Genomic DNA, 23,903 nt, shown 5'->3' with positions numbered 1-23,903 from the left:
GGCCTTCCTCAACTCGTGGCGGAACTCGGGGCGGCCGCGGTGGCGCCGCTCGTTCGCGGGGCCCGGCCCGGGCCGTGCGGCCGGCTGCCGGCCTCGGGCATGTCCACGGCCGGGTTGCCGCCCCACTGCGCGTTCGGGGGGACTTCCTCGCCCTTCATGAGGAAGGAATCGGGGGCCAGCACCGAGCCTTCGCCGAGGGTCACGCCGTAGTGCACATGGGCGGCGACACCGAGCGTGCAGCCGGCGCCGAGCGTGATGCCGTCGGACTTGAAGGTGCCGTCCTCCTGCGAGTGGCACTGGATCTTGCTGCCGATGTTGAGGGTGCACTCGTCGCCGATGACGGCGAGGGTCCGTTCCGTCACGAAGCAGCCGTCGTCGAACACCCTCTTGCCGACGCGGGCGCCAAGCAGCCGCCAGACGAGGCTCTTGAAGGGGGTTCCGTTGAAGATGTTCAGGTACTGGACCGGCACCTTCCACAGGCGCTCGTGCAGCCAGAAGCTCCGGTCGTAGATGGAACACAGCTGGGGGGTCAGCCCGCGGAACCGCGTCATGAGGCGCTCCACCAGGACGTAGTACGCGGTGGACAACGCGAGCGTCAGCGCCAGGTACAGCGCGATCACCACGTGTCCGACCACGCCGTACAGGTCCAAGGAGACGAGGGCGAGCAGCGTGAGCAGGAAGACGTGCAGCCAGCGCGCGAACAGCATCCAGGTCATCGAGATCAGGTTGTAACGGTTCTTCGCGGCGAGATGACGGCGCAGTTCCGCGCCCGACCTGAGGTGGTCGAACCGTGCGTCCCGGTCCACCGAGCGGGGGATCTCGAAGCACGGCGAACCGAGCAGCCCCACGCCCTCGCGGACCTCGCCGTCGAGCGGCACCATCACCTTGGTCGCGAGCAGGCAGTTGTCACCCGTCCTGCCGCCCGAGGGATAGGCGATGTTGTTCCCCAGGAAATTACGCGGTCCGATCGCCACCCGGGACAGCCGGAAGGACGTACTGGAATAGTCGGCATTGATCAGGGAGAGCCCGTCGGCGACCATCGTTCCGCTGCCGACGGAGACCAGGAAAGGCGTCTCGTGCTGCACCTCGGTGCCGAAATTGGATCCGGTCTGCTCGACCTGTGACAGGTCGTATCCGAGACCCCTGAGGTAATGCACGATGTACGAACTGTCACCGAAGAGCCAGGCGTAGAACTTGATGTTCGTCATGCGCGACACCGCGCGGTGCAGCGTGTAGTGGAGTCCGTAGAGCGGGTAGACCCGGTCGGGCCGGACGATCAGGCTCAGCAGGCGCGGCGCGGTGTACAGGGCGACGAGGCCCACGACGACGAAGCCGGAGAACAGGGCGAGCGAGACGGTCAGCGCGTCGGAGATCAGCTCGGGCCGGGACAGCGCGGCCGTCTGCGGATCGAGTCGCTTGCCGATCGCCGGCACCTCGGTGAACAGGATGTACACGCCGCCGACGGCGAGCGGGAGGTACAGCAGGAGCATCTGGAGCAGCGTCACGGAGCCGAACCAGATCCGGCGCGCGGTGCCGCACCGGGCCGGCGGGACGCGTACGTAGTCGACCTGCGTGGGCTCCGCGGGGGACCCGTGCCAGCGCTCGCCGGCCGGGACCGTCTGGCCCCGGTGCAGGCCGGAGGAATGACCCAGCTGCGCGCCGTCGCCCATCGTGGTGTCGATGTCCAGGACCGTCTTCTCGCCGATGAACACGTCCCGGCCGAGCGTGACCGGACCGGTCTGGATACGGCCGGCGTACGCCCGGTAGCCCAGGAAGAAGCACTCCTTGCGGATCACCGTCCCGGACCCGATGGTCAGCAGGTCGGTGCAGACCGGGACCGAGCGGGACAGGATCGTGACCCCCTTGCCGATCCGCGCGCCGAGGGCCCGCAGGTAGAGCACGTACAGCGGGGTGCCGGCGAGGAACACCATCGGGTTCGCGTGCAGGAGGGCCTTGACCAGCCAGAAGCGCAGGTAGGCCAGGCCCCAGACGGGGAACTCGGCCGATTTCCAGCGGCCGACGAGCAGCCATTTCGCGACGACCGGGAAGGCGCACAGCGCGAGGAAGCCGCCGCTTCCGAACACCAGCGACCGCAGGTAGATCTCGAGCGCGCCCGAACCGGCGGCGATCCACTCGTACGCGGTGGCGGTGACGAACCCGGAGACCAGGGAGTACACGAGGAAGATCAGCAGTTGGGAGCTGCCGCACAGCAGATGGCCCAGCCGGCCCGTGCGGGTCACCGGGGCCGGTGCCACCACGGGTGCCGGCACCGGGGTGCCGTTCGCCTTGTCGGTGACAGCGGCGGCAGCGGGCGCGGCCGGCGCCAGGGCCGCCGTGAGGCTGCGGATCGTGGGGTGCCGGTAGATGTCCCTGATGGAGGGAGAGGGCAGGTCCGGAATTTTCCGCAGGCGGGCGCAGAACTGGGCCATGACCAGGGAATTGGCACCCAGGTCGGTGAAGAAGTGACTCTCGGCCGGAACATGTTCGGTGCCGACGAGTTCAGCGAGCGCTGCCGCGAGTTTGTTTTCGGTCTCCGTCCGGACCGGACCGGTGTCGCTCAGGGAGACGGCAGGTTTACCCGGCCCTGATATGGGGACCTCGGAGGACTGCTCCACCATTCGAGCTCCTGAGGGACGTATGGATGCCGTTGGCCGGTCGGCTCTCTGATCACCAACCGCCTGTTTCAGTTTGGCCAGGCAAACAGAAGGCTGCCACTTAGCGCGGCTCCCCAGGTGTGCCCGAAATCCGCGCCGAGTCCGTGGCCCTTGGTATTGGTACGGGCCAGGACGTCCAATGGTTCACTCGAACAGCGGCCCCCGCATGCTGGTGGGGCCGCCGGAACACGGTCACTTCCCGCTCCCGGCCTCCGACCTGCCCAAATACCCACCGTTACGGCGCTGACCAGGGAGAATGGAGCCTTGATTCCGCGCGCCCGCCGGGCCCGGGCCGCATACACATGGTTTCACCCTGAAATAACACGCGGGAATCCACGCACGGGTGGCGCCCGGTGGAACGCGAAGAGGGGATCCGGTGCGGTGTGCGCGTAACGGTGGCGCCCGCACAACGGCGACTACGGCATCCGGCCCGTCCGTTGCCCGGCGTGACCCGCCCTCGCGCAACGGGGGAAGTAGGAGTTCCACCGGAGACCGCCACGCCGGTCGCGGTGCGTACTCGGGCCGCCGCAAAGCGGAATTGCGTGTTCCTGGCTTGTGGCCGGTTTCCGTATCAGGGCCGGCGCCGTCGGCCGAACTCCCGTTGAACCCTCAATGAACCTGGCCTGTTGGTCCTCGCGTCGGACGGCACGGCTCGCCGGCCCGGACGGCACCACAAAGGTGTTATTCCGCGGTCCGATCACGAAGCGACAAGCGTCCGAGGAAGAGCGCGTAAGGCCCATTGCCCGCGGTGGGACGACATGTACGATCAGCAGCGCACGGAAGCACCCCAGCCCCCAACCGCACCATTGCGTCGAGGTGTTGATCAGCGGCAGCCAGGTGTTCGGGCCACTGGCGCGCCCGGCGCCGCACCGATGTCACCGATCGGGTCGCCGGCCGGCCATCCGGAGAACGGCATTCCATGACGGGGGCCCGGCAGCACCGTCCCACAGAGCGGAGAGAACGTGTCCATCGCCTTCGTCACGGTCACCATCCTCGGCGTGGTCTTCAACGGTGCCGCCGCCGTCACCTATCTGATCGGCCACGAATACCCCAAGACCCAGGCGGACATGAAGGGCATACCCCGGAAGTACGTCCCGGTGCTGGGCGCGTTACTGGCAGCGGGCACCCTGGGGCTGCTGGCCGGACTCGCCGTGCCGATCCTGACGACTCTCGCCGCCTCCGGCCTCGTGCTGTACTTCATCGGCGCGATCATCGCCCACCTGCGGGTGGGCTCCCGCAACATCGTGGGCGGCATCGTGTTCCTGGCCACCGCGGTGGCCGTCCTCACCCTGGGTCTGATGCACCGGGGAGCCTGGTGATCCGGCCCTCGGCCTGATACGCAAGGGCGCCCCGTGATGCGGCCTCCGGCCCGATCCACCAGGGCGCCCCGTGATCCGCGGGGCGCACATTGCAGCCCGGCCGGCGTCGGGAAGGGCGGCGAGCACCATCGACCGCCCGTGCGGCGGCACCCGGGGGGCCGGAACGCCACGGCCCGCCTGTGCGGCCCGAGTTCGAGGGGACGGAACCGCACAGGCGGGAGATCGTCAGAAGTCGTCCGCGCCGTTGCGGAGTTCGGGGGTCCAGTAACCCGTGAGGGCCTTCGCCGGGTCGACGGCGATGCCGCCGCTGCCGGGGGCGGTGACGGCGATGACGGTGGAGTCGCCCTCCAGCGTGACGGAGAACGCCGAGACCGGCTCGTTGTCCTCGTCGGTGCCGCCGTCCGACAACTTCACCGCGGCGTAGGCGGGTTCGCCCGCATGGAGCACGACCGGAGTGGCGGGCCTGCTCCTGCCCACGGCAGGGACGTCCTGCTTGTGGCTCTCCAGGAACTGGACGTGCGGAAAGCCCGGCAGCCGGCAGGTGTGGCCGGAGGTGTTCTTCGCCGTCAGGACGAGGTGGGTGTAAGGCGGCCCGCCCTGGGTGGCGGCGGTGATGCGGACGTCCTTCGCGGTACAGGCCGGGGCGGCGGCCGAGGCCTGCTCACCGGCGGTGCCGGAGCCGCTCGCGCCGGCGGAGTCCGAGGATCCCGTGGCGCCGGCGGAGCCCGTGGACTCCGAGGCGCCGGCGGCCCCGTCCGATCCCTTCGAGCCGGCCGCGCCCGTTGTGGGCGTGGAGCCGGTCGCCTGCCCCCGGGCCGCGTCGGCTGCCGCCGAAGCAGTCGTCCCGGTAGCCGGTTTCGCGTCCGCGTCGTCCTGGCACGCGGTCAGGGACAGCGCGAGGACTGCCGTGCTCGCGGCGGCGAGCAGGGTGGAGCGGTGACGCAGTGAGTTCATGGAGATGGTCCCTTGTCGATGGTGCGGGGCCGTGGCGTGCCGCCGCCGGCCGTTGTCCGGCTGCCGGGGGTGCGCGGCGGTCAGTCGCCCTTGCCCGGCCGGCAGCCGGACGGCAGCGTGCGGACGAACTCGCGGGGGTCGTCGTGCGCGGCCTCCAGCGGCTCGGGGACGCTGTGGTAGCCGAGCGCGTACAGACTCCGGCCGGGGCCCCAGGTGTTGTAGCCGTAGATCGCGTCGCGCTTGGCCTTCATGTGGGAGCCGGGGATGTTCAGCACGTGCGCCGCCCCGTCCGCACGCTGGTCCCGCGGACGCGCGTAGGCGTGGATGTGGTTGAAGCGCACGTCCGAGATCGTGCCGTCGTTCATCAGCCGGTACGCCACGTCGCCGCACGCCTTGTGCGTCCGCGTGCGGTCCAGCCGGCCGGCGGCGAACTTGTGGGACGCGCCGGGGGAGGCGGACGACCGCTCGTTGCTGCTGCTCATACGTCGGATTCCCCGTTTTCGAAGGCCGGTGGCCGGCGCGGCCGTGGACCGCACGGCGAGGGCGCACCGGTCCGTCCCCCACCTGTCCTCAGTCGACCAGACCCCGAACCGGCGGCCCAGGCGGTTCCACCGGCAGGAGTGCCATCGGCCATACTTCTGCCGGGACTCGCATCCGGACGGGTCCGTTGACCGGGGGCATTGTCTGTGGGGAACGGCGCACCCGCCGTGGGGGACTTCGGACAGCAGCTGCGCGCACTGCGGACACGCGCCGGATTCAGTCAGGAGGCGCTGGCCCACCTCTGCGGCGTGAGCGTACGCGCGCTGGCGGACATGGAACGCGGGCGGACCCGAGGACCACAGCGCCGCACCGTGCAGGCACTGGCCGAAGGCCTCGGACTGGACGACGCCACCGCCGGGCGACTGGAGAAGGCCGCCGCCCTGGGCCGTCCCCGGACGACCACCGGACCGGCCGCCCACACCGCCCTGGCCCTGCCGCGCGACATCCACGACTTCACGGCCCGCGGCCCGGCCCTCGCCCGTCTCGCGGACCTGGCCGAACACATCGGCCCCGCCCGTGCGGCGGTGAGCGTGGTCGCGGGCCAGCCGGGCCTCGGCAAGACCGCCTTCGCGGTGCACGCGGGGCACCTGCTCGCACCCCGCTTCCCGGACGGCCGGTACGCCCTCGACCTGCACGGCATGGATCCCGAGCCGACCACACCGCGTGACGCGCTCGCCAGGCTGCTGCGGGCGACGGGCGTCGCCGACGCCGCGATCCCGGCGGACACCGACGACCGGTCCGGCCTGTGGCGCTCCCTGGTCCGCGACCGGCGCGTGCTGCTCCTGCTGGACAACGCCGTCGACGAGTCGCAGGTCCGCCCCCTGCTGCCCGGCGACGGCCCGTCGCTGACGATCATCACCAGCAGGAACGCGCTGGCGGGCCTGGAAGCGGTCCACCGGACCGATCTGGCTCTGCTGCGGCGCGAGGAAGCGGTCGAACTGCTGACCCGCATCGTCGGCCCCGAACGGGTCCAGGCGGAAGCCCAGGCCGCCCGCGACCTGACCGACCTGTGCGGCAACCTGCCGCTGGCCGTCCGGATCGCGGGCCAGCGGCTGCTGAGCAGACCGCACGAGCGCCTCGACAAGCTTGTCGGCAGGCTCGCCACCGAGAGCCGGCGGCTGGACGGCCTCCAGGCCGGGAACCTGGGGGTGCGCGCCGCCTTCGCGCTGTCGTACCGGCAACTGTCCCCAGGGACGGCGCTGTTCCTGCGCCGTGCCGCGCTGGCCGCCGGACCCGACTTCAGCCCCGAGACCGTGGCGCTCCTGGCCGGCCTGCCGCCCGCCGACGCGGCCGCCTGCGCGGAAGAACTGACCGATGCCGGGCTGCTGCACAGCGCCCCGGCCACCGACCGCTACCGGTTCCACGACCTGCTCAAGCTGTACGCCGCCGAGCAGTCACAGGCCGAGGACAGCTCCCAGGAGCGCGACGCCGCACTGGACCGGGCCGCCCGGTGGATGCTGCGCCGGGCCACCGCCGCCGCTCTCCACTTCGACGTCGAACACCACCGAGACGCCCCGCACGGCGACCCGGATCCCGACGGGGCGCCCGTCGGCCGGGAAGAGGCGCGGGCCTGGCTGGAGACCGAACGCCTCCAGTGGCTCGCCGCGCTGCGCCGCGCGCACGACACCGGCCACCACCGGCAGGTGGTGGACACGGCGGAGGCGATGCACTGGTTCTCCGATCTCAACCAGCACTGGGAACTGTGGGTGGAGGTGTACCGGCGCTCCGCCGACGCGGCCCGTGCCCTGGGCAGCACACGGGAGGAGGCGGTCCACCTGAACTACCTCGCCTGGGCCTACAACCACTGCGCCCACGACTTCCACGCCGCCCTCGCGGCCGCCGACGCGGCGCTCGTGGCGGCCCGTGCCGGCGAGGACGAACTCCAGGTGGCCTGGGCGCTCGGCTACGGTGCCGGGGCCCTGCACCGGCTGGGCCGGACGGAACGAGCCCACGCGCGCATGCGCGAGGCCGCCGACTGCCTCCGCACGCAGTCCTCTTCACAGGCCCGGCTGGCCGAACTCTCGGTCCTCAACTCCCTCGGCGCCTACCTGCGGCAGGCCGGTCAGCCGGACGAGGCGCTGGACCTCCACCGCCGCAGCGCGCGGATCTGCGGCGCCGGGATCCCGGGACTGCCCGACGAACTGATCGCGATGTACCGCGCCGTCGCCCACCAGCAGATCGGGAACGATCTGGCGGCCCTGGGCCGGTGGGACGAGGCCGAGCCGCCGCTGCGCCGGGCGCTGGCGCACTTCGAGGCCGCGCAGATGCCGGCCTGGGCCGAACCGGCCCGGCTCGACCTGGGCCGCGTCCTCGGCGCGCTGCGCCGTCCGGAGGCCCGTCGGACGCTGCTCGCCGCCCGGGACGCCCTCGCCGCGCTGAGAAGCCCGCTCCAGGGCGACGCCGCCTCCGCACTCGCCGCCCTCGACGAACTCACGGCGGACTCCTGAACGCCTCTGTGGACCGGTCATCGACTGCCGCCCCGTTCCGGCGAGACGGCCGTCCCGGCCGCACCACCTGATCCGCGGCGACGAAACGGCCGATCACAAGATCCGAAGCGGAACCCGGAGGCGCAGCCCGCTGCCCGGTCGAAGCGGAACCCGGAGGCGGAGCCCGCCGCCCGGCCGGAGCGGAACCCGGAGGCGGAGCCCGCTGCCCGGCCGGAGCGGAACCCCGAGGCGCAGCCCGCCGCCCGGCCGGAGCCGACCCCCGAGGCGCAGCCCGCCGCCCGGCCGAAGCGGAACGGCGGTCGGCTCGGCGTGGAGGGCCTGCCGGTGCCGCTCGGCCCGATGCGCATCCCCTCGCTGCCGCGAGGCCCCGCCTTCCCGCACGTCCCGGGGGCAGGGCTTGGAAAACATCTAAGCGACTGCTTAGTATCTGCCCTGGAGGCGGCAACAGTCTGCCCTGCCCGTGCCGCCCCTCTCCCCTAGGAGTCCACGGTGACCTCGCTGTTCTCCCTCTCCGGCAAAACCGCCCTCGTGACCGGCGGTTCCCGCGGCATCGGCCTGATGATCGCCCGGGGACTGGTCGAAGCGGGAGCCAAGGTCTACGTCAGCTCCCGCAAGGCGGAAGCCTGCGAGGAGGCCGTGCGCGGGCTTTCCGGTCCCGGCCACGCTCTCGCGCTGCCCGCCGACCTGTCGCGCGAGGAGGAGTGCCACCGGCTCGCCGCGGACATCGGCGAGCGGGAGGAGCGGCTGCACATCCTGGTGAACAACGCCGGCGCCACCTGGGGCGCGCCCCTGGACGAGTTCCCGGTCAGCGGCTGGGACAAGGTGATGGACCTCAACCTGCGCAGCCCCTTCCTGCTCACCCAGGCCCTGCTGCCGAAGCTGCGCGCCGGCGGGTCGATGGAGGACCCCGCGCGGATCATCAACGTCGGATCCATCGACGGCCTGCACGTCAGCCCGGTCCCGGCCTACTCCTACGCGGCCAGCAAGGCGGGCCTGCACCACCTGACCCGCGTCCTGGCCAAGGAACTCGGCCCCCAGGGCATCACGGTGAACGCCATCGCGCCCGGACCCTTCGAGTCGAAGATGATGGCCGCGACCCTGGACACCATGGGCGAGGCGATCGCGGAGGCGGCTCCGCTGCGCCGGATCGGGCGGCCGGACGACATGGCGGGCGTCGCCGTCTATCTGGCCAGCCGTGCGGGCGCCTACGTCACCGGCGCCGTCATCCCCGTCGACGGCGGCCTCGGCACCACGGTCTGACCGGCCGGCGACACCTCCCCGCCCCCTCGCACAAGCGACCCGAACCCGAGAGGAAGAGCACCATGGCCTCCCTCCTGCTCTCCCGCCGAGACCTCGACTTCCTGCTGCACGAGTGGCTCGACGTCGAATCCCTGACCGCGCGCCCCCGCTTCGCCGACCACTCGCGCGAAACCTTCGACGCGGTACTGGACCTCGGCGAGACGATCGCCGCCCGGCACTTCGCCCCGCACAACAAGAAGAACGACACCCACGAGCCGCGCTTCGACGGCGAGCGGGTGCACATCATCCCCGAGGTCGAAGAGGCCCTGAAGGTCTTCGCCGGCGCCGGGCTGATCGGCGGCGGCATGGACCACGAGGTGGGCGGCATGCAGTTGCCCAGCGTGGTGGCCAACGCCTGCTTCGCCTGGTTCCAGGCAGCCAACGTGGGAACGGCCGCCTACCCCTTCCTCACCATCGGCAACGCGAACCTGCTGCTGGCCCACGGCACCCCGGAGCAGGTCGACACCTATGTCCGCCCGATGGTCGAGGGCCGCTTCTCCGGGACCATGTGCCTGTCGGAGCCGCAGGCGGGTTCCTCGCTGGCCGATGTGCGCACCCGCGCGGAACCGGCCGGCGACGGCACCTACCGCCTGTTCGGCAACAAGATGTGGATCTCGGGTGGCGACCACGAACTGACGGAGAACATCGTCCACCTGGTCCTGGCCAGGATCCCCGGCGGCCCGCCCGGGGTGAAGGGACTCTCGCTCTTCATCGTCCCCAAGGTCCTGGTGGGGGCCGACGGGACGCTCGGCGAGCGCAACGACGTCGCCCTGGCCGGCCTCAATCACAAGATGGGGTACCGGGGGACGACCAACACGCTGCTGAACTTCGGTGAGGGCGCCTTCCGGCCCGGCGGGGCCCCCGGTGCCGTCGGCTTCCTGGTCGGGGAGCCCCACCGCGGACTGTCCTACATGTTCCACATGATGAACGAGGCCCGCATCGGTGTGGGACTCGGAGCCACCGCGCTCGGTTACACCGGCTACCTGCACGCCCTGGACTACGCGCGCACCCGGCCCCAGGGGCGCCCGCTCACGGCGAAGGACGCCACCGCCCCCCAGATCCCGATCGTCGGGCACCCCGACGTGCGGCGCATGCTCCTCGCCCAGAAGTCGTACGTCGAAGGCGCGTTGGCTCTCATCCTGTACTGCGGGCGGCTGCTCGACGACGAGCGCACCGCCCCGACGGCCGACGAACGGGCCAGGGCTGGGCTTCTGCTGGACATGCTCACCCCGATCGCCAAGAGCTGGCCCTCCCAGTGGTGCCTGGAGGCCAACAACCTCGCCATCCAGGTCCACGGCGGCTACGGCTATACGCGCGAGTACAACGTCGAGCAGTTCTACCGGGACAACCGCCTCAACCCCATCCACGAGGGGACACACGGCGTCCACGGCCTCGACCTGCTGGGCCGGAAGGTCGTCATGGACGGCGGCGCGGGGCTCCGCCTGCTCATCGAGACCGTCTCCATGACGACCGCCCGCGCGGCGGCCGCGGAGGAGCAGGTGGCCGGCTTCGGACGGCAGCTGGACGCCGCCGTCGCCCGCGTCGCCTCCGTGACGCGGCGCCTGTGGGAGGCCGGCGACGCCGAGACCGCCCTCGCCAACGCCTCGGTCTACCTGGAGGCCGTGGGACACGTCGTGGTCGCCTGGATGTGGCTGGAGCAGATGCTGGCCGCCGCCGGGCGCAGCGGCGCCTTCTACGAGGGCAAGCGCCGGGCGGGGCAGTACTTCTTCCGGTACGAACTGCCAAGGACGGAGGCCCAGTTCACGCTGCTGGACAGTCTCGACCGCACCACCCTCGACATGCCCGCCGACTGCTTCTGAGCCCGTCCTGCGCCAGAGTTCACTCGTGCGCATGAAAGCAGGTGAACACCGTCGCCTGGCCTGACGCCGGGCTCCGTCGGATGCCGAGGCGAGCCTGGTCGGCGGTGGCGGCGGGATACTCGACATCAAGGTCGCCGATCTCAAGGCGACGGCACCTCGCTTTCATGATCAGAGCGTTGCCCTCGCGAAAGCCCTCACGAAACCGAAAGGCGGCCTGGCCGCGGCCGGCTCCCCACCGGAACGAATACGCCGCACTTCAGCAGATCTCCAAGGCCAAGGGTGGCATCAGCGCGGCCCCACAGCTGACCCGCGCACCGCGCTTCACCAATGATCCAGGGATCGTGCAGAAGGCCTTGGACATCTACAACGGGACCTGTCAGCCATGACGTACAACCTCCTCACCGTGGAGTCTCTGAGCCTTGACACCGTCACAGCGGAACTCGCGCGGTGTCTGAACGTGCGCGAGCAGGAAGTGGACGTCGCGGACGAGGAGACCCGCCGCCCGGAGCCCCTGCCCTGGTGACAGGAGGGACCTCCCGCAGCAGCCCCGGAGATGCCGCCGCACCCTCCCCAGGCCCGCATGCGCGCGGGCCGGGCAGGGTGCGGCGGCGTCGCCGATTCAGATGTCCCGGAAGATCTCGATCTGCGCGCCGATCGAGTTCAGGCGTTCGGCGAGGTCCTCGTAACCGCGGTTGATGACGTAGACGTTGCGCAGCACCGACGTGCCCTCGGCCGCCATCATCGCCAGCAGGACGACCACCGCGGGCCGCAGGGCCGGCGGGCACATCATCTCGGCGGCGCGCCAGCGGGTCGGGCCCTCGACCAGCACCCGGTGCGGGTCCAGGAGCTGGAGCCGCCCGCCGAGGCGGTTGAGGTCGGTCAGATAGATCGCGCGGTTGTCGTAGACCCAGTCGTGGATGAGCGTCTGGCCCGAGGCGACCGCCGCGATCGCCGCGAAGAACGGGACGTTGTCGATGTTCAGGCCGGGGAACGGCATGGGGTGGATCTTGTCGATCGGCGCCTCCAGCTTGGAGGGCCGGACCGTGAGGTCCACCAGCCGCGTACGGCCGTTGTCCGCGCAGTACTCGGCGCTGCGGTCGTGGTCGAGGCCCATCTCCTCCAGGACCGCCAGCTCGATCTCCAGGAACTCGATCGGCACCCGGCGCACCGTCAGCTCCGACTCGGTCACCACGGCCGCGGCCAGCAGGCTCATCGCCTCGACCGGGTCCTCGGAGGGGGAGTAATCGACGTCGACGTCGATGTTCGGCACGCCGTGCACGGTGAGCGTGGTGGTGCCGATGCCCTCCACCTCGACGCCCAGCGCCTCCAGGAAGAAACACAGGTCCTGGACCATGTAGTTGGAGGAGGCGTTGCGGATGACCGTCACACCGTCGTGCCGGGCGGCGGCGAGCAGCGCGTTCTCGGTCACCGTGTCGCCGCGCTCGGTCAGGACGATCGGGCGGTCGGGGCGGACCGAGCGGTCCACCTGGGCGTGGTACTGGCCCTCGGTGGCCGCCACGTCCAGACCGAACCGGCGCAGCGCGATCATGTGCGGCTCGATGGTCCGCGTGCCCAGGTCGCAACCGCCGGCGTACGGCAGCTTGAAGTGGTCCATGCGGTGCAGCAGCGGGCCGAGGAACATGATGATCGAGCGGGTGCGTACGGCGGCCTCCGCATCGATCGCCGTCATCTCCAGCTCGGCGGGCGGGACCAGTTCCAGGTCGACGCCGTCGTTGATCCAGCGGGTGCGCACGCCGATGGAGTTGAGCACCTCCAGCAGGCGGTACACCTCCTCGATGCGCGCCACCCGGCGCAGCACCGTGCGCCCCTTGTTCAGCAGCGAGGCGCACAGCAGGGCCACGCACGCGTTCTTGCTGGTCTTCACGTCGATGGCGCCGGACAGGCGGCGGCCGCCGACCACGCGCAGATGCATCGGACCCGCGTAACCCAGCGACACGATCTCGCTGTCCAGGGCTTCACCGATCCGGGCGATCATCTCAAGGCTGATGTTCTGGTTGCCGCGCTCGATGCGGTTGACCGCGCTCTGGCTGGTACCGAGCGCCTCCGCGAGCTGCGCCTGTGTCCAGCCCCGGTGTTGCCGGGCGTCACGGATGAGCTTGCCGATGCGTACGAGGTAGTCGTCTGACATGAGGTTGAGGTTATCTCAGATATGAGATGGTGCCTGTCAGGGGGTCCGTTCGGGTGGCGCCCGTGACGATCCGTCAGTGTCGTTTTGTCCAGCGACAGGAGAGTACCCGGAAAGGTCCGGGCAAATCGGGTGATGTCGCATGGTGCTCGACCGTCCAGGCAACCTCGGCCCGCGTGTGCCCCTCTGAGTCCCCGAAGGGGGATACACATGATGACCAGGATGCGCCGGTACGCCGTCGCCGCGTTGCTCACCGGCTGCTGCGCGCTCGTCTCCTGCGGTACGGAGCGCGCGGACGCCGCGCGGGCCGCCTCGTCGGCGCCGCGGCCGTCCGCGGCCGACAGGGAGTGCTTCGTCGAGGAGGCTCCGCAGAACACGGACGACGACCAGGGGCTCCCGGACGCCACGTCCGACGACCAGGGGCTTCCGGACACCACGTCCGACGATCAGGAGCTTCCGGACACCACGTCCGACGACCAGGAGCTTCCGGACACCACGTCCGACGATCAGGAGCTGCCCGACACCACCAGCGACGATCAGGAGCTGCCCGACACCACCAGCGACGACCAGGGCCCGTCCGTGGGGGACACCACGGAGGACGACGGGGGCGTGCCGGACGTCGGTCCGCATCGCTGGTACTCGATGACCCGCGATTTCCGCGCCTACCTGAAGACGACTGCCCCGAAGGCGGACGCCGCCGTCGCCGCGCACGTCGAGCGGGTCTGTGTCCGGATGCCCGAGAGCGGCGCCCGCACGGAGGCCGACGTGTGGGTCGACTACGGCGTGTGGGACGACGACAAGCTGAACCGTGCCGCGAGGGTGTTCGCCCGCTGGCGCCACTCCGTGTACGGCGACCACGGTCACGTGACGGTCCTGGCCCCGGCCAAGATGATCGCCGAACGGAGCTGGTAGTCGCCGTCCGGGGCCGTCCGGAGCGCGCGCCCGGCCGGGTCGGGCATGACCAGACCGCGCCCATGTACTACTGTTATCTCGACATCGAGATATCTGCCGAGGCGCACCGTAGCCGCCACCCCGGTAAGGCACGCCTAACTTAGCCTGACCTTACTGGTTCGGCCAAGTCGGCGTGGCGGCACGATTGACGGTGGTACGCGCACATCAATGAAGGAGACTGTCGTGTCGGCGAACAGCTTCGACGCCCGCAGCACGCTGCAGGTGGGCGACGAGTCGTACGAGATCTTCCGGCTGGACAAGGTGGAGGGCTCGGCCCGCCTGCCGTACAGCCTCAAGGTCCTGCTGGAGAACCTGCTCCGCACGGAGGACGGCGCGAACATCACCGCCGACCACATCCGCGCCCTCGGCAGCTGGGACTCCCAGGCCCAGCCGAGCCAGGAGATCCAGTTCACGCCGGCCCGCGTGATCATGCAGGACTTCACCGGCGTTCCCTGCGTCGTGGACCTCGCCACGATGCGCGAGGCCGTGAAGGAGCTGGGCGGCGACCCGGCGAAGATCAACCCGCTGGCCCCGGCCGAGCTGGTCATCGACCACTCCGTCATCGCCGACAAGTTCGGCACCAACGATGCGTTCGCCCAGAACGTCGAGCTGGAGTACGGCCGCAACAAGGAGCGCTACCAGTTCCTGCGCTGGGGCCAGACCGCCTTCGACGAGTTCAAGGTCGTCCCGCCGGGCACCGGCATCGTCCACCAGGTGAACATCGAGCACCTGGCCCGCACCGTCATGGTGCGAGGCGGCCAGGCCTACCCCGACACGCTGGTCGGTACCGACTCGCACACCACCATGGTCAACGGCCTCGGCGTCCTCGGCTGGGGCGTCGGCGGCATCGAGGCCGAGGCCGCGATGCTCGGCCAGCCGGTCTCCATGCTGATCCCGCGCGTCGTCGGCTTCAAGCTGACCGGTGAGCTGCCCACCGGCACCACCGCCACCGACCTGGTCCTCACGATCACCGAGATGCTGCGCAAGCACGGCGTCGTCGGCAAGTTCGTCGAGTTCTACGGCGAGGGTGTGGCCGCGACGAGCCTCGCCAACCGCGCCACCATCGGCAACATGTCGCCGGAGTTCGGCTCCACCGCCGCGATCTTCCCGATCGACGGCGAGACCCTGAACTACCTCAAGCTCACCGGCCGCTCCGAGCAGCAGGTCGCGCTCGTCGAGGCGTACGCCAAGGAGCAGGGCCTCTGGCTGGACCCGAAGGCCGAGCCGGACTTCTCCGAGAAGCTCGAGCTGGACCTCTCCACGGTCGTCCCCTCCATCGCCGGCCCGAAGCGCCCGCAGGACCGCATCGTCCTCGCGAACGCCGCCGAGCAGTTCAAGGCCGACGTCCGCAACTACGTCGACGTCGTCGACGAGGCGGGCCAGGAGTCCTTCCCGGCCTCCGACGCCCCGGCCGTCGCCCCGAACGGCGCCCCGTCCAACCCGGTCACCGTGACCGCCCCCGACGGCTCGACGTACGAGATCGACCACGGTGCGGTGACGGTCGCGGCCATCACCTCCTGCACCAACACCTCCAACCCGTACGTCATGGTCGCCGCCGCCCTGGTGGCCAAGAAGGCGGTCGAGAAGGGCCTGACCCGCAAGCCGTGGGTCAAGACCACCCTCGCCCCGGGTTCGAAGGTCGTCACCGACTACTTCGACAAGGCGGGCCTGACCCCGTACCTCGACAAGGTCGGCTTCAACCTCGTCGGCTACGGCTGCACCACCTGCATCGGCAACTCCGGCCCGCTGCCGGAGGAGGTCTCCAAGGCCGTCAACGACCACGACCTGGCCGTGACCTCGGTCCTCTCGGGCAACCGCAACTTCGAGGGCCGCATCAACCCCGACGTCAAGATGAACTACCTGGCCTCCCCGCCGCTGGTCGTCGCGTACGCCATCGCGGGCTCCATGAAGGTGGACATCACCAAGGACGCCCTGGGCACCGACCAGGACGGCAACCCGGTCTACCTCAAGGACATCTGGCCCTCCGAGGCCGAGGTCAACGACGTCGTGGCCAACGCCATCGGCGAGGACATGTTCAACAAGTCCTACCAGGACGTCTTCGCGGGCGACGCCCAGTGGCAGTCGCTCCCGGTCCCGACCGGCAACACGTTCGAGTGGGACGCCGAGTCCACCTACGTGCGCAAGCCCCCGTACTTCGAGGGCATGGAGATGGAGCCGGCCCCGGTCACCGACATCACCGGCGCCCGTGTGCTGGCCAAGCTGGGCGACTCGGTCACCACCGACCACATCTCCCCGGCCGGCGCCATCAAGGCCGACACCCCGGCCGGCAAGTACCTCACCGAGCACGGTGTGGAGCGTCGTGACTTCAACTCCTACGGCTCCCGCCGAGGCAACCACGAGGTCATGATCCGCGGCACGTTCGCCAACATCCGCCTGCGCAACCAGATCGCGCCGGGCACCGAGGGCGGCTACACCCGCGACTTCACCCAGGCGGACGCGCCGGTGTCGTTCATCTACGACGCCTCGCGCAACTACATCGAGCAGGGCATCCCGCTGGTCGTCCTGGCCGGCAAGGAGTACGGCTCCGGCTCGTCCCGCGACTGGGCCGCCAAGGGCACCGCGCTGCTCGGCGTCAAGGCCGTCATCGCCGAGTCGTACGAGCGCATCCACCGCTCGAACCTCATCGGCATGGGCGTCCTCCCGCTCCAGTTCCCGGAGGGCGCCTCCGCCGGGTCCCTCGGCCTGACCGGCGAGGAGACCTTCTCCTTCGCGGGCGTCGAGGAGCTCAACGAGGGCCGTACGCCGCGCACGGTGAAGGTCACCACCGACACGGGCGTCGAGTTCGACGCGGTCGTCCGCATCGACACCCCCGGTGAGGCCGACTACTACCGCAACGGCGGCATCATGCAGTACGTGCTGCGCAGCCTGATCCGCAAGTAAGCGGCGAGGCAGGCGGTCAAGGGCCGCACCCCCGGCACCGGGGGTGCGGCCCTTCGCCGTCCCCGTCCCGGGTCCTCACCGGCCCCAGGCGGAACACAGGGGTCCGACAGCGGACCGGGACAGGATCGGCGCATGACCGGCCGCCCCCGGCCCCGGCAGGGGCCGCCGGGCGCGCAGCCCGCCGCCCCGCCCGGTCCCGCCGGCCCGGCCCGATCCGCTCACTCGGCGAACAACGCGCCGAGGTCCGGCACGGTCAGTTCGGCCCAGATCACCTTGCCGTTCGGGCTGTACCGGGTGCCCCAGCGCTCGGCCAGCTGGGAGACCAGGAACAGACCCCGGCCTCCCTCATCGGTCGTCGCGGCGTACCGCAGATGCGGCGAGGTACTGCTGCCGTCGGACACCTCGCAGACCAGCGTGCGGTCGTGGATCAGCCGCACGTGGACCGGATCGGAGCCGTAGCGGATGGCATTGGTGATCAGCTCGCTCAGCACCAGCTCCATCCCGAAGCCCAGCTCGGACAGGCCCCACTCGTCCAGCTTGGCCGAGACGGCGGCGCGCATCCCCGACACGGCCGCCGGGTCGCACGGCACGTCCCAGTCGGCGACCCGGTCGGCCGGCAGCGCCCGGGTGCGCGCGACGAGCAGGGCGACGTCGTCCCGGGGGCGGTCGGGCAGCAGCTGCTCCAGCACCGCCTGGCAGCTCTCCTCCGGTGGCCGGCCGGGATGCCCCGCCAGCGCCCCGCGGAGCAGCTCCAGGCCCTCGTCGAGGTCCCGTGCGCGGTCCTCGACGAGACCGTCGGTGTACAGCACGAGCTGGCTGCCCTCGGCCAGCTCCAGCTCGGCCGTCTGGAACGGCATGCCGCCCAGGCCCAGCGGCGGCCCGGCCGGCACGTCGGGGAAGGTCACGGTGCCGTCGGGGTGGACCAGGGCGGGCGCCAGATGCCCGGCCCGGGCCATGACGCAGCGGCGCGTCACCGGGTCGTAGATCGCGTACAGACAGGTGGCGCCCACGATCTCCCCGGGCCGGTCCGGGCAGGCCTCGTCGTGGTCGATGCGGCCGACCAGGTCGTCCATGTGCTGGAGCAGCTCGTCGGGGGGCAGGTCGAGGGTGGAGAAGTTGTGCACCGCGGTCCGCAGCCGGCCCATCGTCGCGGCGGCGTGCAGACCGTGGCCGACCACGTCACCGACGACCAGTGCCACGCGGCCGCCCGGCAACGGGATCACGTCGAACCAGTCCCCGCTCACCCCCGACTGCGCCGGCAGATAGCGGTAGCCGACGTCGAGGGCGCTCTGCTCCGGCAGGGCCCGCGGCAGCAGACTGCGCTGAAGGGTGACCGCCAGGGCGTGCTCGCGGGTGTACCGGCGGGCGTTGTCGATGCTGACGGCGGCCCGGGCCACCAGCTCCTCCGCCAGCGACAGCTCCTCCGCGTCGAAGGGCTCCTGTTTCGCACGCCAGAAGTGGGCCATGCCCAGCACGACACCGCGCGCCCGGATCGGAGCGGTGATCAGCGAGTGGATGCCGTAGTCCACGATCTGCCGGGTCCGCTTCGGGTCCTGCGCGTGCCAGCCCTCTGCCGTCGCCAGCTCCGGCACGAGTTCGGCGTGCCCCGCGTCGTAGCCGCGCGCCTGCGGGGTGGAGGGCAGGAAGTCGATCAGCCGGCCCTGCTCGTAGAGGGGATGGTCGTCCCGGATGCCGCTCACGGCGACCCGCCGCATGTCCGTCGCCGTCGGAGCGGGTTCCTCCCCGTGCAGTACGGCGTCGGCCAGGTCGACGGTGACGAAGTCGGCGAAGCGGGGGACGGCGACCTGGGCCAGCTCGTCGGCCGTGCGGACCACGTCCAGGGTGCTGCCGATGCACAGACCCGCGTCGTACAGCAGCTCCAGCCGCTCCCGGGCGGCCTCGGCCCGCCCGGACACGGCCTGGAGTTCGGTGGAGTCGCGGAGCGTGACGACGCTTCCGCCGGGGCATCCCGCGCGGTCGGTGGGCCGCTGGTTGACCGCCAGCAGACGTCCCATGGCGAAGTGCACCTCGTCGCTGGCCTCGCGCCCTGAGCTGAGCAGCTCCACCGTCGCGGGGTCGAGCCCCGGCAGCTCCCGCACCTGGCGTCCCTCGATGTCGGTGGGCAGCTCCAGCAGGCGCCTGGCCTCGTCGTTGGCGAGCAGCAGCCGGCCGTCGGCGTCGACGATGAGCACGCCCTCCCGCACCGAGTGCAGCACCGTGTCGTGATGCTCGTACATGCGGGACATCTCGTCCGGAGCGAGGCTGTGGGTCTGCCGGCGCAGCCTCCTGCCCACCAGGGCCGTACCACCGGTCGCCACCACGAGCGCGCCGCCCCCGGCGGCCAGGATGATGGGCAGCTGCCGGTCCAGGGCGCTGGTGACGCGCTGGACCTTCAGCCCGGCGGAGACGAGCGCGACCACCTTGCCCCGGGAGTCGTCGATGGGCACGGTGGCCTGCACCTCGTGGCCCAGCGGACCGTGGACGCTCTCCGTGTAGACCTTCCCGGCCAGCGACGGCTCGATGTTGCCCACGAACCGCTTGCCGATCCGGCTGGGCATCGGGTGGGTGTAGCGGATGCCGTGGGTGTCCATGACGACGATGAAGTCGACGCCCGCGGCCTTGCGGCCCGCCTCGGTCAGCGGCTGGAGAACCTTGGAGGGGTGGGGGAGGTTCAGCGCCTGGACCACGCCCGGAGCGTTGGCGAAGGTCTGCGCGACGGCGATGGACCGGTGCCTGGCCTCGGCGGTGGTGTCCCGCTTCGACTGGAGGAAGAGAGCGAGGACGGCGCAGAGCACGAGCAGCGCCACCAGGGCCACCTGGAGCAGGAAAACCTGCCCGGCGACGCTCCGGGGGCTCTTGCCGATCACAGTGCGCCAAGCGAGACGTCTGAATCGGGCAGATGCGTCCGACATGCGGTATTTGTAGCACTCGTGTTTTCCGGGTGGCTATGGTGCGTCCACGAGGTGGACATCGCACGCTCGCCCATCGACCCTGCCCGGCCGTCGTCCGCGGAGGGGCGACAGCGGCTGCCGGGCTTGCCGACGGCCCACCGGCAAGGATGACTGGGAGCGCTCCCGCAGCGTCGGCCCTGCGTCCCGGAAAACCGCTGCGAGACGGCCGAACGGCTCACCCGGGGCCATGGAGGGCCGGCTGTTCCCCGCCGTCGATCACGCGCCGCCGAACGGGTGGCAGGGTGGCGGGGCGACGGCGCCACCAGCCTGCCCCGCCGGTTCGATCGAGGCGCTCTGGCGGACCCGGCCGCGAGTGCAACCGGGTCCGCGAGCCGGGCAGGCGAGGGGGGTGGGAGGTACCTGCCCGGAGGGGATGGCCTGGAACTGCGTGGCTTGTGCGACGGCCGAGGCCGCGCGACATCGTTGTCATATGGTCCAGGCATGACTCTACCCCCTCAACAGACAACGATGTCAACCCACTTGACTCGCCCGGCCGGGTGAAATCCCGGGTGTGCCTGCCGAGGTGTACGCGGTCTTCCGTGGTACCGGTGGCGCACGCTACTGTCCCTGCGGCTTGTGCGACCTGTGGTGCGCGACCCGTCCGTTCGGAGGAAGGGCCGCGTCATGCGTTTCCGACCCACGTCCCTGCTGCTGGCCGCGCTCCTCGCGACCGGCGGCACCGCAACCCCCGCCCTCGCGGCGGCCGGTGCTCCCCCCGGCCTCGTCAAGGACCCCACCGCGTACGTCGACCCGCTGATCGGCACCAGGAACGGCGGCGACGTCTTCCCGGGCGCCGTCGTGCCGTTCGGCATGCTCTCCTGGAGCCCCGAGAACACCCGCGGCGACGCGACGAGAACCGCCGCCCCGGGCGGCTACCAGTACGACGCCACCCGCATCCGCGGCTTCAGCCTCACCCACATGTCCGGCACCGGCTGCGCGGGCGGCAGCGGGGACATCCCGTTCTTCCCGTACGCCGGCGAGGTCACCTCCTCCCCGGCGAGCGACACCAAGGACGCCGTCTACGCGTCCGGCTTCGGCCACGCCGACGAGACCGCCGAACCCGGCCACTACAAGGTCGGCCTGGCCTCCGGCGTCACCGCCGACCTCACCGCCACCGCCCGCACCGGCTCGGCCCGCTTCACCTACCCGGCGGACAAGCCCGCCTCCCTGCTCGTACGCACCGCCAACTCCGAGGTGGGCTCGCAGGACTCGGCCGTCACCATCGACCCGGACACCCGGACGATCTCCGGCTCGGTCACCTCCGGGAACTTCTGCGGCTACCTCGACCCCGAGGGACGACGCGCCTACTACACCCTCTACTTCACCGCCCGCTTCGACCGGGCCTTCAAGTCCGCCGGCACCTGGCACGACGACACCCTGGAACCCGGATCCCGGCAGGCGTCCGGCGGCACCGGCGGCTTCTCGCACGGCGGGCGCCCGGTCGCCGGGAAGGGGGCCGGCGGCTACGTGGAGTTCGCCCCCGGCGAAGGACCGGTGAACGTCAAGGTCGGCATCTCCTACGTCAGCCGCGAGGCCGCCGAGGCCAACCTGGCCGCCGAGAACCCGCCGGGGCGGTCCTTCGACGCGGTCCGGGACGCGGCCCGCCGTGCCTGGCGGGAGCGCCTGGGAGCCGTCCGGGTCGGTGGCGGCACCGACGCCGAGCGCACCACCTTCTACACCGCGCTCTACCACGCCCTGCTCCATCCGAACGTCATCAGCGACGCCGACCGCAGGTACCGCGGCGCCGACGGCGAGGTGCACACCGTCGGCAGGGGCCACCGTGCCCAGTACGGCACGTTCTCCGGCTGGGACGTCTACCGGGATCAGGTGCAACTGCTGACGCTGCTCGACCCGCGCACGGGCTCGGACATCGCGCAGTCGCTGTACGAACTCGCGCGGCAGAACGGGGGCGTCTGGGACCGCTGGCTGCACGGGGCGGGCGGCACCCACGTCATGAACGGCGATCCCTCGCCGACCGCCCTGGCCGGCATCCACGCCTTCGGCGGCACGGACTTCGACCTCGACGGCGCGCTGGACTCCCTCGTGCGGGCGGCGACCGTCCCCACCCCGCAGGACCTGTCCCCGGCGGGCAAGCCGGTGCTGTCGGCCGGCCAGCGGCCCTCCCTCGACAAGTACCTGCGGCAGCACTACATGCCGTCCGTCTCCAACGCCTGGGGCGGGGCCGCCGAGACCCTGGAGATGTCCACCGCGGACTTCGCGCTCTCCCGGCTCGCCCGCGCGGCCGGGAGGAAGGACACGGCGGTCGCGTTCGCCCGCCGCGCCCAGTGGTGGCAGAACAACTTCGACATCGCGGCCGACCCCGGCGGCGGATACATGGCCAACCGCAAGGCCGACGGCAGCTGGGTCACCGGCTTCACCCCGGCCACCGGCAACGGCTTCGTCGAGGGCACGGCAGCCCAGTACACCTGGATGGTCCCGCACAACCCCGCGGGGCTCTTCGCGGCGATGGGCGGCCGGGACCAGGCGCTCGCCCGGCTGGACGCCTTCTTCCACGACGCCGACGGCGGCTGGGCCTTCACGGGCAGCGGCGGCACCAAGTCCGAGCTGGACAACGAGCCGTCGATCAACGTGCCGTACCTGTACGACTATGCGGGCGCCCCCTACAAGGCGCAGGAGACCGTCCGCGCGGCGATGCGGCAGCTGTGGACCACCGAGCCCGGCGGCATCCCGGGCAACGACGACCTCGGCGCGATGTCCGCCTGGTACGTCTTCTCCGCCCTCGGCATGTACCCGCAGGTGCCGTCCCGGGCCGAACTGGTGCTGGCCTCCCCGCTGTTCGAACGCATCGAGATCGACCGGCCGCACGGCAACGACATCTCCGTCCGGGCCACCGGGGCGGCGGCCGACGCCCCGTACGTCCGGTCCCTGAAGGTGAACGGCCGCGGCAGCGACCGCCCCTGGCTGCCCGCGTCCTTCGTCCGGGACGGCGGACGGCTCGACTACACCCTCGCCACCACCCCGGACCGGGACTGGGGCGCGGACAGCCCGCCGCCGTCCTTCCGGGAGGGCGAGCAGCCGTACCAGATCGGCGTCGGGCCCACCACGGCCACCCTCGCCCCCGGTGACAGCACGACGATCGATGTCCGCGCGCTGTCGCTGACCGGCGGTTCGGGGCCCGAGGTGCGCTTCCGGGTGGAGACCCCGGCCGGGGTGACGGCCACCCCCGCCGAGGGCACCGTCACCGACGGCGCCCAGGAGATCACGCTCACGGCGGCGCGGGACGCCGAGCAGGGCTTCGCCGACGTCCGGGTCACGGTGACCTCGGGCGACTCCTCGTACCGGCAGCCGGTTTCGCTCACCGTGGCCGCGCCGGGCACCCTGCTCGCCGCCTACGACAACACGGGTGTCTCCGACGACGACGGCGACCACGACGAGGCCGACTACGACGGCGGCGGCTGGAGCTACTCCCGGCAGGCCCTCGCGGCGGCCGGCCTCACCCCGGGCGCGCGGACCACGGCCGACGGCCTGGCCTTCACCTGGCCCGGCTCACCGGCCGGCCGCCCCGACAACGCCACCGCGGCCGGCCAGACCGTCCGGCTGACCGGCGACGCCTCGGCGCTGTCGTTCATCGGCAGCGCGGTCAACGGCAACCAGCAGGCCAGGGCGACCGTCACCTACACCGACGGCACCACCGGCACCGCCGACCTGTCCTTCACCGACTGGACCGTCGGCGGAGGCGGCGGCACCGTCCAGTACGGCAACGAGGTCGTCGCCGAGACCGCGTACCGCAATGTCGCCGGCGCGGACAAGGACCCGGTGGCGACGTACGTCTTCGCCACGCAGCCGTACCGGGCCCCGGCCGGCAAGCGGATCACGAGCGTCACCCTCCCGCGGAACGCGGACCTGCACGTCTTCACCATCGCCACCGGCTGAAACCCACGCACGGCGAAGCGGCCCGCG

At 71.3% G+C, this 23,903-nt stretch carries 13 protein-coding genes; 8 read left to right on the top strand and 5 right to left on the bottom strand.

From position 1 onward, the window contains the following. Nucleotides 1-8: 8 nt before the first annotated feature. Nucleotides 9-2,618 carry a Pls/PosA family non-ribosomal peptide synthetase gene (locus JK361_RS03835; RefSeq protein WP_201814163.1) on the bottom strand — a complete coding sequence of 870 codons (2,610 nt, stop codon included), beginning with the start codon at nt 2,616-2,618 and terminating at the stop codon, nt 9-11. 998 nt (nt 2,619-3,616) lie between these two features. Here JK361_RS03835 and JK361_RS03830 point away from each other — a divergent pair. Continuing rightward, the gene (locus tag JK361_RS03830; protein ID WP_201814162.1) at nt 3,617-3,973 is read left to right on the top strand and encodes a DoxX family protein; all 357 of its coding nucleotides are present in this window, start codon (nt 3,617-3,619) and stop codon (nt 3,971-3,973) included. Between the two features lie 225 nt (nt 3,974-4,198). On the opposite strand, the gene JK361_RS03825 is transcribed toward JK361_RS03830, so the two are convergent. Together JK361_RS03825 and JK361_RS03820 are read right to left on the bottom strand one after the other, a co-directional pair. Beyond that, nucleotides 4,199-4,927, bottom strand: a complete 729-nt coding sequence (locus tag JK361_RS03825) for a DUF4232 domain-containing protein (protein WP_201814161.1) — start codon at nt 4,925-4,927, stop codon at nt 4,199-4,201. An 80-nt stretch (nt 4,928-5,007) separates the two neighbouring features. Then, complete coding sequence (locus JK361_RS03820) at nt 5,008-5,409, bottom strand: hypothetical protein (RefSeq protein WP_201814160.1); 402 nt, start codon at nt 5,407-5,409, stop codon at nt 5,008-5,010. 225 nt (nt 5,410-5,634) lie between these two features. Here JK361_RS03820 and JK361_RS03815 point away from each other — a divergent pair, with 225 nt between their 5' ends. The 4 genes from JK361_RS03815 to JK361_RS03800 all read left to right on the top strand — a co-directional run bounded on the left by JK361_RS03815 (nt 5,635) and on the right by JK361_RS03800 (nt 11,556). Continuing rightward, nucleotides 5,635-7,914: an ATP-binding protein gene (locus JK361_RS03815; RefSeq protein ID WP_307787146.1), complete on the top strand. Its 2,280-nt coding sequence runs from the start codon at nt 5,635-5,637 to the stop codon at nt 7,912-7,914. 489 nt (nt 7,915-8,403) lie between these two features. Further along, a complete protein-coding gene (locus JK361_RS03810; protein ID WP_201814158.1) occupies nt 8,404-9,174 on the top strand; it encodes an SDR family oxidoreductase in 771 nt (256 codons plus the stop codon). Nucleotides 9,175-9,236: 62 nt separating this feature from the next. Then, nucleotides 9,237-11,033: an acyl-CoA dehydrogenase gene (locus tag JK361_RS03805; protein ID WP_201814157.1), complete on the top strand. Its 1,797-nt coding sequence runs from the start codon at nt 9,237-9,239 to the stop codon at nt 11,031-11,033. A gap of 382 nt (nt 11,034-11,415) precedes the next feature. Beyond that, nucleotides 11,416-11,556, top strand: a complete 141-nt coding sequence (locus tag JK361_RS03800) for a hypothetical protein (RefSeq protein ID WP_201814156.1) — start codon at nt 11,416-11,418, stop codon at nt 11,554-11,556. Nucleotides 11,557-11,652: 96 nt separating this feature from the next. On the opposite strand, the gene JK361_RS03795 is transcribed toward JK361_RS03800, so the two are convergent. Then, nucleotides 11,653-13,182: a helix-turn-helix domain-containing protein gene (locus JK361_RS03795; protein ID WP_201814155.1), complete on the bottom strand. Its 1,530-nt coding sequence runs from the start codon at nt 13,180-13,182 to the stop codon at nt 11,653-11,655. A gap of 207 nt (nt 13,183-13,389) precedes the next feature. Between JK361_RS03795 and JK361_RS03790 the strand changes: the two genes are divergently transcribed. Both JK361_RS03790 and acnA read left to right on the top strand, forming a co-directional pair. Next, entirely contained in the window at nt 13,390-14,091 is a 702-nt protein-coding gene (locus JK361_RS03790; RefSeq protein ID WP_201814154.1) for a hypothetical protein, read from the top strand. A gap of 222 nt (nt 14,092-14,313) precedes the next feature. Next, a complete protein-coding gene (acnA, locus tag JK361_RS03785) occupies nt 14,314-17,031 on the top strand; it encodes an aconitate hydratase AcnA (RefSeq protein ID WP_201814153.1) in 2,718 nt (905 codons plus the stop codon). A 218-nt stretch (nt 17,032-17,249) separates the two neighbouring features. Here acnA and JK361_RS03780 read toward each other — a convergent pair whose 3' ends face one another. After that, nucleotides 17,250-19,943 (bottom strand): SpoIIE family protein phosphatase, encoded by a 2,694-nt coding sequence (locus tag JK361_RS03780; RefSeq protein WP_201814152.1) that lies wholly within the window; start codon nt 19,941-19,943, stop codon nt 17,250-17,252. Between the two features lie 663 nt (nt 19,944-20,606). Between JK361_RS03780 and JK361_RS03775 the strand changes: the two genes are divergently transcribed. Then, entirely contained in the window at nt 20,607-23,876 is a 3,270-nt protein-coding gene (locus tag JK361_RS03775; RefSeq protein WP_201814151.1) for a GH92 family glycosyl hydrolase, read from the top strand. Nucleotides 23,877-23,903 lie beyond the last annotated feature (27 nt).

It is taken from the genome of Streptomyces musisoli (genome assembly GCF_016741855.1).
Taxonomy (GTDB): domain Bacteria; phylum Actinomycetota; class Actinomycetes; order Streptomycetales; family Streptomycetaceae; genus Streptomyces; species Streptomyces musisoli.
Note: the sequence above shows the minus strand (reverse complement) of the source record. Positions and strands in the feature narration are given on the sequence as shown.